This window comes from Oscillibacter sp., from assembly GCF_032060045.1.
GTDB lineage: Bacteria > Bacillota > Clostridia > Oscillospirales > Oscillospiraceae > Oscillibacter.
Window position 1 is genome coordinate 2,550 of the sequence record NZ_DAMBZJ010000054.1, and the last position, 8,465, is coordinate 11,014.

General features: G+C 55.2%; 9 protein-coding genes. 2 read left to right on the plus strand and 7 right to left on the minus strand.

Annotated elements, in window-relative coordinates:
• A partial coding sequence (locus RT018_RS14840; RefSeq protein ID WP_312943102.1) for an acyl-CoA dehydratase activase occupies nt 1-1,733 on the minus strand: 1,733 nt, incomplete at its 3' end.
• A gap of 241 nt (nt 1,734-1,974) precedes the next feature.
• Between RT018_RS14840 and RT018_RS14845 the strand changes: the two genes are divergently transcribed.
• A complete protein-coding gene (locus RT018_RS14845) occupies nt 1,975-2,544 on the plus strand; it encodes an epoxyqueuosine reductase QueH (protein WP_312943103.1) in 570 nt (189 codons plus the stop codon).
• Between the two features lie 64 nt (nt 2,545-2,608).
• On the opposite strand, the gene RT018_RS14850 is transcribed toward RT018_RS14845, so the two are convergent.
• Complete coding sequence (locus tag RT018_RS14850) at nt 2,609-3,175, minus strand: phosphoribosyltransferase family protein (protein ID WP_312943104.1); 567 nt, start codon at nt 3,173-3,175, stop codon at nt 2,609-2,611.
• Between the two features lie 318 nt (nt 3,176-3,493).
• Between RT018_RS14850 and gdhA the strand changes: the two genes are divergently transcribed.
• Entirely contained in the window at nt 3,494-4,846 is a 1,353-nt protein-coding gene (gene gdhA / locus RT018_RS14855) for an NADP-specific glutamate dehydrogenase (RefSeq protein WP_312943105.1), read from the plus strand.
• Between the two features lie 62 nt (nt 4,847-4,908).
• Here gdhA and RT018_RS14860 read toward each other — a convergent pair whose 3' ends face one another.
• The 5 genes from RT018_RS14860 to RT018_RS14880 form a co-directional block, all read right to left on the minus strand.
• Nucleotides 4,909-5,868: a Na/Pi symporter gene (locus tag RT018_RS14860; RefSeq protein ID WP_312943106.1), complete on the minus strand. Its 960-nt coding sequence runs from the start codon at nt 5,866-5,868 to the stop codon at nt 4,909-4,911.
• A 148-nt stretch (nt 5,869-6,016) separates the two neighbouring features.
• The gene (locus RT018_RS14865) at nt 6,017-6,550 is read right to left on the minus strand and encodes a manganese efflux pump MntP family protein (protein ID WP_397360442.1); all 534 of its coding nucleotides are present in this window, start codon (nt 6,548-6,550) and stop codon (nt 6,017-6,019) included.
• Nucleotides 6,551-6,617: 67 nt separating this feature from the next.
• On the minus strand, nt 6,618-7,298 hold the full coding sequence (sfsA, locus tag RT018_RS14870; RefSeq protein WP_312943108.1) for a DNA/RNA nuclease SfsA: 681 nt from the start codon (nt 7,296-7,298) through the stop codon (nt 6,618-6,620).
• Between the two features lie 114 nt (nt 7,299-7,412).
• The gene (locus tag RT018_RS14875) at nt 7,413-8,258 is read right to left on the minus strand and encodes a VanW family protein (RefSeq protein WP_312943109.1); all 846 of its coding nucleotides are present in this window, start codon (nt 8,256-8,258) and stop codon (nt 7,413-7,415) included.
• The coding region (locus RT018_RS14880) for a hypothetical protein (protein ID WP_312943110.1) at nt 8,251-8,465 on the minus strand (215 nt) is incomplete at its 5' end. The genes RT018_RS14875 and RT018_RS14880, both read right to left, overlap by 8 nt.

Consider the following 8,465-nt stretch of genomic DNA (forward strand, 5'->3'; position numbering starts at 1 on the left):
AGCGTACTTTTCCGCCCCGGCTCCGCCTTTTCCATGCCGTGCAGCGCCGCGCCGTAAGCCCCCATCAGTCCCGCGATGTCGGGGCGGATGACCTCCGTCCCCATCTCCTTTTCAAAGGCCCGCAAAACTGCCTCGTTATAAAATGTGCCGCCCTGTACCACAATGTTTCTGCCAAGTTCTTCGGGAGAGGCAGCGCGGATAACCTTGTAGATGGCGTTTTTCACCACGCTGATGGAAAGGCCCGCCGAAATGTTCTCAATGGAGGCTCCGTCCTTCTGGGCCTGTTTCACGCTGGAATTCATAAACACCGTACACCGGCTGCCCAGATCCACAGGCCGCCGGGCAAACAGGCCAAGCTTTGCAAACTCCTTCACATCTCTTCCCAGCGCCTGCGCAAAGGTCTGAAGAAAGCTGCCGCAGCCGGAGGAACAGGCTTCATTCAAAAAGATGTCGCCGATGGCTCCGTTTTCAATCTTGAAGCACTTCATGTCCTGCCCGCCGATGTCGATGATGAAATCCACATCCGGCAGAAAATGCCGCGCTGCGGTAAAATGGGCGACGGTTTCCACTACGCCGAAATCCGCGTGGAACGCGGCCTTGGCCAAATCCTCGCCGTAACCCGTAGTGGTGACGGAGGCAACTTGCAGCGCCGGGTGCTCGTCATACAGACGCAGCAACACCTCCCGGATTAAGGCGGTAGGGCTTCCCTCGTTGGGACGGTAGTTCGTGAACAGCAACCGTGCCTGCCCGTCAATCACCGCCACCTTCACGGTGGTAGATCCGGAGTCGATCCCGATATGCACCGGTTCGGCGTACTCCGCACCGAACGGAACCTGCGGAACGGACGCCTTTGCGTGCCGCGCGCGGAATTTTTCGTATTCTTTCTCGTCGGCGAACAGGGGCGGTTGGGACCGGTAGGTTTCCGACGCACCCCGCTCCCGCAGGTGACGGGCCACGTCCGCCAGGTCAAATTCCTGATCGGAGTATAGCGCCGCACCAAGGGCCACGAACAAAAGGCTGTTTTCCGGGCACATGCCCGTAACGCCCAGCGTACTGTCAAAGCTTTCCCGCAGGCATTTGGAGAAGGTCAGCGGCCCGCCCAGATACAAAACTCTTCCCTTAATGGGGCGGCCCTGCGCCAGCCCCGCGATGGTCTGATTCACCACCGCTTGATAGATACTGGCGGCAATGTCCTCCGGCTTCGCGCCCTGGTTAATGAGAGGCTGCACGTCGCTCTTGGCAAACACGCCGCAGCGGGACGCGATAGTATAAGTCTTCTCCGCCCGCAAAGCCGCAGTGTCCAGCTCCTCGGCAGTCAGCTTCAAAAGCGTTGCCATCTGGTCAATAAAGGCGCCGGTCCCTCCCGCGCAGGAGCCGTTCATCCGGACCTCCAGCCCATTTGTCATAAAGAGAATTTTGGCATCTTCTCCGCCAAGCTCAATCACCACGTCGGTGCCGGAAGCAAACCGCCCCACCGCCACGCGGGTGGCAAACACCTCCTGCACAAAGGGGACCTCCACGCTCTGCGCCATCCCCATTCCGGCGGAGCCGGAAATGGAGAGTCGCGCCCGCCCGCCGGGAACGTGCCACTGAGCCATGCGCCGCAGCAGCTCCTCCGATTTTTCCAAAATATGACTATAATGCCGCTCATATGTAGAATATATAATTTTTTCGTCGTTATCCAGCACCACGCATTTAATGGTAGTGGATCCGACATCCAGTCCAACTCGCAAAAACAGATTCCTCCTAAGAATGTCCGAACGGCGCGAAAATTCGCACCGCACTTCCTGTTAAACAGTGTTCATTCTACTCTGTTTATGTGAACTTTTCAATTGCAAAAACGTTTTCTTGCGTTAATATTGCGTTAAAAACGGACACTGGAACCACAGGAAACACCATCATTTTTCCACGCTTTTCCGCGTCCTTGCACAAAGTGGCCGAATCTGCTATACTGACGGCGAGGTGACGCGTTTTATGGAATCCGTTTTGCTGCACTGCTGCTGCGCCCCCTGTTCCCTCTCCTGTATTGAGCCTTTGCGGGCAGAGGGACTGGAGCCCACGGCTTTTTGGTATAATCCCAATATCCATCCGTGGAAGGAATATGAGGCCCGCCGGGACTGTCTTGCAGAGTATGCCCCCAGCATCGGCATGAAGCTGATCGTGCAGGAGGAATACGGCCTGCGGGACTTTGTGCGCCACGTGGCGGGTGACATCGACCGCCGCTGCGCCTGGTGCTATGAGCACCGGCTGGAGGAAACGGCTCGCTATGCCGCCCAGCATGGGTACGGAGCCTTTACTTCCACCCTTCTGGCCTCTCATTATCAGGACCACGACGGCATTGCCCGGGCGGCGGAGCGATTTGGGAAAGAATATGGCGTTTCGTTTTTGTACCGGGACTTCCGGGCCAATTTCCGCGAGGGCAATCAAAAAGCGCGGGAGCTGGGCTTTTATATGCAAAAATACTGCGGCTGCGTCTTTTCCGAGGCAGACCGCTATCAAAAGCAGATTCGCCGGGATCAGGAGAAATACGCAGAGAACGTATGATTCTATGCGCCCTGTTCTCAAAAAGAAGCGAGAGACGGTAATCCGTCTCCCGCTTTTTATCGTTTTAGCATTTCACCGTTCCATCGGGATTGAACAGAGGCAGGGGCGCCAGATACCGGATGTCGGTCCGTGCCTGTGCATCGCCCTCGGCAAACACCGCAATGCGGCCCGCCGTGGTTCCTCCTGCCAGCTCCACCAGTGCCTCCATGGCATGCATGGAACCACCCGTGGAAATCACGTCGTCCATCAGCAGCACTCTTTTTCCACGGATGAGGTCCGCGTCGTCTCGGCCCAGATACAGCCGCTGGGCCCCAGCGGTGGTGATGGACCGATCCTCCACATAAATGGGATCGCACAGATAGGCCTTGGGACCCTTCCGGGCAATAAAATAATGCTTTGCGCCGGACTGGCGAGCCATCTCGTGAATCAGAGGGATGCTTTTGGCCTCCGCCGTAAGCATATAGTCATAATCGGCCTGAGGCACCAGCTTCAAAAGCTCTCGAGCGCAGGCGACGGTAATCTCCGCGTCTCCAAAGCAGATGAACGCACCGATGTACAAATCGTCCGTCACCTTGCAAATGGGAAGCTCCCGCTCCAGCCCTGCGATATTTGTTTTATATGTTTGCCGCATAGTAAAACTCCTCCAACAACACAGTCGAATTTCCGATTTTTCACGGGTCCCAAACATATTTATTATATAGTCCTATCCTGAAAAGTCAATGTTAAGTGTCAATTTTCTATCAAAAGACGCATATCTTGCATTTCTTTGGTAAACTGCACAAAAACCTGCATGAATTTTTTCCGTCATACGGAAAGAAAATGACCCGTATGAGGAAAAGGATGCTTGCTTCCATACATGAAAAGTGCTAGAATAATTAAAGCGCAAATATGATAATTTCAGTTGTTTTATGCAAAAATCGCCGTTTAAAAATGAAGGAGGAAGTTTTTGATGAATGCATATCTTGCCAGCGTACTGGAAAATGTAAAGGCCAAGCACGGCAGCGAGCCCGAGTTCGTCCAGACTGTGGAGGAGGTTTTCTCTTCTCTGGAGCCTGTCATCGAGAAGCACCCCGAATATGAGAAGGTTGACCTGCTTACCCGCATGGTCGAGCCGGAGCGTATGTTCACCTTCCGCGTGACTTGGGAAGACGACCAGGGCAATTGGCACACCAACCGCGGCTGGCGTTGCCAGTTCAACGGTGCCATCGGCCCCTACAAGGGCGGCCTGCGCTTCCAGAAAAACGTGTACGAGGGGATCATCAAGTTCCTGGGTTTCGAGCAGACCTTTAAGAACAGTCTGACTGGCCTGCCCATTGGCGGCGCCAAGGGCGGTTCCGACTTCGATCCCGCCGGCAAGTCCGACGCCGAAGTCCTGCGTTTCTGCCAGAGCTTCATGACCGCACTGTATCGCTACATCGGGCCCGACATTGACATTCCCGCCGGCGACATGGGCGTGGGCGCCCGCGAAATCGGCTATCTGTATGGCCAGTACCGCCGCCTGAAGGGCGTGTGGGAGAACGGCGTCATCACCGGCAAGGGCCTGACCTTCGGCGGCAGCCTGATCCGTCCCGAGGCCACGGGCTTTGGCGCGGTGTACTATCTGTGCGAGGTTCTCAAGCACGAGAACGACTCCATCGAAGGCAAGCGCATCGCCGTCTCCGGCTATGGCAACGTGGCCTGGGGCATCATGAAGAAGTCTGCCGAGCTTGGCGCCAAGGTTACTTACATGGCCGGCCCCGACGGCTACGTCCATGATCCCGACGGCATTAACACCGACGAGAAGCTGAACTTCATCCTTGAAATGCGCGCCAAGGACCCCATGCACTGCAAGCCCTACGCCGAGAAGTTCGGTTGCGAGTTTGTGGAAGGCACCAAGCACTGGGGCCACAAGGACGTGGATATTCTTATGCCCGCCGCTATGCAGAACGACGTCAACCTGGAGTGGGCCAAGAAGATTGCCGAGTCCGGCGTGAAATATTACATCGAAGTCGCCAACATGCCCACCACCAACGATGCTCTGGAGTATCTGCGCGGCCAGAAGCACATGGTTGTTGCTCCTTCCAAGGCTGTTAACGCTGGCGGCGTGGGCGTCTCTGCGCTGGAGATGTCTCAGAACTCCGAGCGTCTGGTCTGGACCGCGGAGGAAGTTGACGCACAGCTCAAAAAGATGATGGTCACCATCCACAGCATGTCCGCCGAGGCAGCTAAGGAGTATGGTCTGGGCTATGATCTGGTGGCCGGCGCCAACATCGCGGGCTTCAAGAAGGTTGCTGAAGCCATGATGCAGCAGGGCCAGTTCTAAAAAACTTTTTTCACCTCATAAAAAACGGATCGCGGAACCAAATTGGTTCCGCGATCCGTTTTTTATTTTCTTGCAGAATTCTTTTCTCCGAAAGCGATCCCCGAGGCACGCTTTCCAGTTGGCCGCCGGAGACTGCCGGATAGTTTTCGTCTCCTCTTCGATGGAAACGCAAAAAAGCCAGTCACTCCATCAAATGCCGGAAGTAGAAACACTGCGGAGAACAGATTAAACGCGGTGTGTACCATGGCAATTCCCACCGGATTGATAAGGCGGTCTTGCAGAGGCGCGCCAAACAGAAGCCATAGCGGCAGGAGGGCTACCGTTCCAAGAATATTGTATTTCAAATGCGCAAATGCAGCCCGTTTGGCGTTTGCGCCGCAGCCCACAGAGGCCAACAGCACCGTGATACAGGTGCCGATATTCCCTCCTAGCACCAGAGGTACGCCCATCCCCCACGTCACGGAGCCTGCGGTTGAAAACGCCTGTAACAGTCCAATGGAGGCGCTGGAACTTTGGATAACACCGGTAAAGATCGTGCCCGCCAGAAGCGTGGACAGCGGGTTAACCGCCATCTTTGTTAATCGGTGGAACGCCGCGGTCCCCGCTATCGGCGCGGCGGCGGCAGCCATTCGATCCATTCCCACCAGCAGTAAAAACAGAGCCAGCATCAGCCCTCCCCATACTTTTCGTCTGGGAATCAGGAGATAAATTAAAAGCCCTATGCACGCCAAAATTACCGTTAGCTCCGGCGCACCAGACGTCTCTGTCCGAAAGCATAACAGCCAGGCCGTAGCGGTGGTTCCCAGATTACTTCCAATCATCACCGGAATAATCTGCCCAAGCGTCAGAATCCCTGCATCTGCCAGCGATACGGTCATAACCGTCACGGCGGAGGAAGACTGCACCACCGCTGTGACCAAAAAACCCAGCAGGAATCCCCGCCATCGACCATCCGTGGCCCGGCGCAGCAGCCGGTCCGCCCTCAAGCTCTCGCAGATATTCCCCCAGCAGCGTAATGCCAAACAGAAACAGAACCACGCCGCCCAGCATCATCCAAAGGCTCTCCATAGCTTCCCCCCTATTCTCCTGAAAGCAGGATATGAGCGCAGGGAAAAAAAAGACCGGGCAGGAGCGGCTGATCGCCGTCCCCGTCCGGTATGTACTGCTCATTCAGGAAAATAAGCCCAGATGCTCCAGCAAAATTCTTGCACCCAGTAAAATCAGGAGAATCCCGCCGCTCAATTCCGCGCGGCGCTTATACCGAACCCCGAAGTAATTTCCAACCACCACGCCCGTCAGGGATAGGAGAAAGGTCACTGTTCCAATGATGGAAACCGCCGGTACAATGTGCACGTTTAAAAACGCAAAGGTCACACCAACCGCCAACGCATCGATGCTGGTGGCAAGGGCCAGCACCGTCAGTTGCTTCAGGTCCACCCGCTCTGCCACTGCGCAGGCCGTCTCCTCCTCCTCTTTACCGCAGCCCTCACGTATCATGTTTCCACCGATGATCGCAAGCAAGACAAAGGCGACCCAGTGGTCCACACTTTGGATGTACATAGCAAACCGGGACCCCAGCAGCCAGCCCAAAAAAGGCATGATCGCCTGAAATCCGCCGAAAAACAGGGCCACCAAAAACGCATGGCCCCAGCGGAGCTTCCGCATACAAAGCCCCTGACAAATCGCCACGGCAAATGCGTCCATAGACAGGCCAACGCCAACCAGTAGCAGTTCAAAAAGTCCCAAAAAATCCCGCTCCCATCCTCGTAAATCACAAAAGCACTGGAATTTCTCTCCGAATCGCAATGCTGTCGGGCGTCACCGTACAGTCGAAGGCCCGCACAAAAACGCCCGCTTCTGCCGCTTCTCGCAATGCGGCACCAAACGCGGGGTGCGTCGCGTCGTTGGGCGAGACATCCAGTATGCCCTCCATCTGCACCACAAAGAACAGCGTGGCGCCAAGCCCCTGCTCCACCGCGCTGCGCAGCTCATGAATATGCTTCACGCCCCGCTCCGTAGGCGCGTCCGGAAACCGGGCGTGGCCATTTTCCTCCAGTGTCACGCCCTTGACTTCCACCAAATGTAGGCCCCTGGCTGTCTCCAGACAAAAGTCAATGCGGGATGCTCCGTAGGTATACTCTGGCTTCTGAGCCTGCAAATCCGGCAAAAAACTTCCCTTAGCCGCCCACTCAGCAAATACCCGATTGGGCGCTTGCGCATCCATGTTGACCAGCAGACTTCCCTTTTCTACCGCGATTATATCATAGGCGGTCTTTCGCGCGGGATTCTCCGCTCGCTCTAAATAGACTCTTGCGCCAGGGAGAAGAAGTTCCCGGCACCGGCCCGTATTTTTCACATGGCACACCACCTGGCCCTCTGCCGTATCCACCAATGCAATAAAGCGGTTTGGCCGTTCCACGAAGCAGCCGGGAAGCACCGTTCCATATCTCACCAGCTTCCCTCCTCTCGCGCTGCACAGGGCAATGCGCAGTCAATAGTTTAACACAACGCCTTGGGCGAAGCAACTAAAAAAGCACCCGGTTTGAAAATCAGCGGGATTTCTTTTTTACTCGGCTTTTAAATCATTGTTTTGAGGCAGAAGCGGATTGTACATCATGACGGCATTGTTTTCCAACAAGAATAATTCGTCTAAAAACACTCCGTCCATCGTCCATCTTCTCCGATACAGCTCATTGTGGCGAATATAACCGCCCCATGGCCCCCGCTCCATACGGTGATCCCGCTCCACAATCTCATAACGAAAGTCTGAAGGATTCTCCGAAAGCCATTCTCCCTCCAGATTTTCTGACCCTACACGTAAGCGGAGCTGAAATATCTGGTCGGTGTCGTTACGAATCATCAAATCCCGGTGAGGATAGGCGCAGGTAGCGCCGCTTCCAAAGGGCAGGGTACGGTTGGAATCCGGAAAGACATCGTGTGAATGGCGGTACCGTTCAATCACCGTCAGCTGCGTGTGAAGCGTCATCCAAAAGATCAGGTTCGTCATCTGGCAGAGTCCACCGCCAACATCATAGCCAACGTGCCCCAGAAACAACACCATTCCATCAAGATAACCCTTGTGGCAGGACGGTTTTCCAACAAGATGCCAAAAGCTGAACGTTTCACCGGGCCGCAGCAGAATTCCGTCCAACCGGGTCGCTGCCAGCTTTAAATTGGTGATTTTATTGTGCTGATAGCGCATTTCTGCGCCCTGAAGGTCCCGCAGCAGGGGTGTGGTATGGGAAAAATGAATGCACGGCAGAGAAACTTCCTGCCACGATTTTGCAAAGCGGAACCGCCCGGAATGCCAGAGCAAGAAACGTCGCCATGCATACCAGTGCTTTCCAGCCCACAGTCGCAGCGAGCTGCGGCGAATGGGCGGGCGCAGCCCTCGGCTCTCTGCTTCATTCATGTTCGGCCTTACCTCCAATTTCCAAAAGTCTTGCCCAATCCTGATTCAACCCCATATTTTTTAAACTCAAAAAATTGATTGGTGTTTCCTGAAAAAGCACTAAAACCCAAAAAACAAAAAAGCAAAGCGGACAGTCAAATGACTGTCCGCTCTGTGTTGGCGCTACCTGTCTTCCCGGGCCGTTGCCAGCCAAGTATTGTGGGCAGA

Excerpts from the sequence above, each read along its gene's own strand:
- RT018_RS14845 (WP_312943103.1), top strand. The coding sequence starts at position 1,975 with ATGGAATCCGTTTTGCTGCACTGCTGCTGCGCCCCCTGTTCCCTCTCC.
- gdhA (WP_312943105.1), top strand. The coding sequence starts at position 3,494 with ATGAATGCATATCTTGCCAGCGTACTGGAAAATGTAAAGGCCAAGCAC.
- RT018_RS14850 (WP_312943104.1), bottom strand. The coding sequence starts at position 3,175 with ATGCGGCAAACATATAAAACAAATATCGCAGGGCTGGAGCGGGAGCTT.
- RT018_RS14875 (WP_312943109.1), bottom strand. The coding sequence starts at position 8,258 with ATGAATGAAGCAGAGAGCCGAGGGCTGCGCCCGCCCATTCGCCGCAGC.
- RT018_RS14865 (WP_397360442.1), bottom strand. The coding sequence starts at position 6,550 with ATGGACGCATTTGCCGTGGCGATTTGTCAGGGGCTTTGTATGCGGAAG.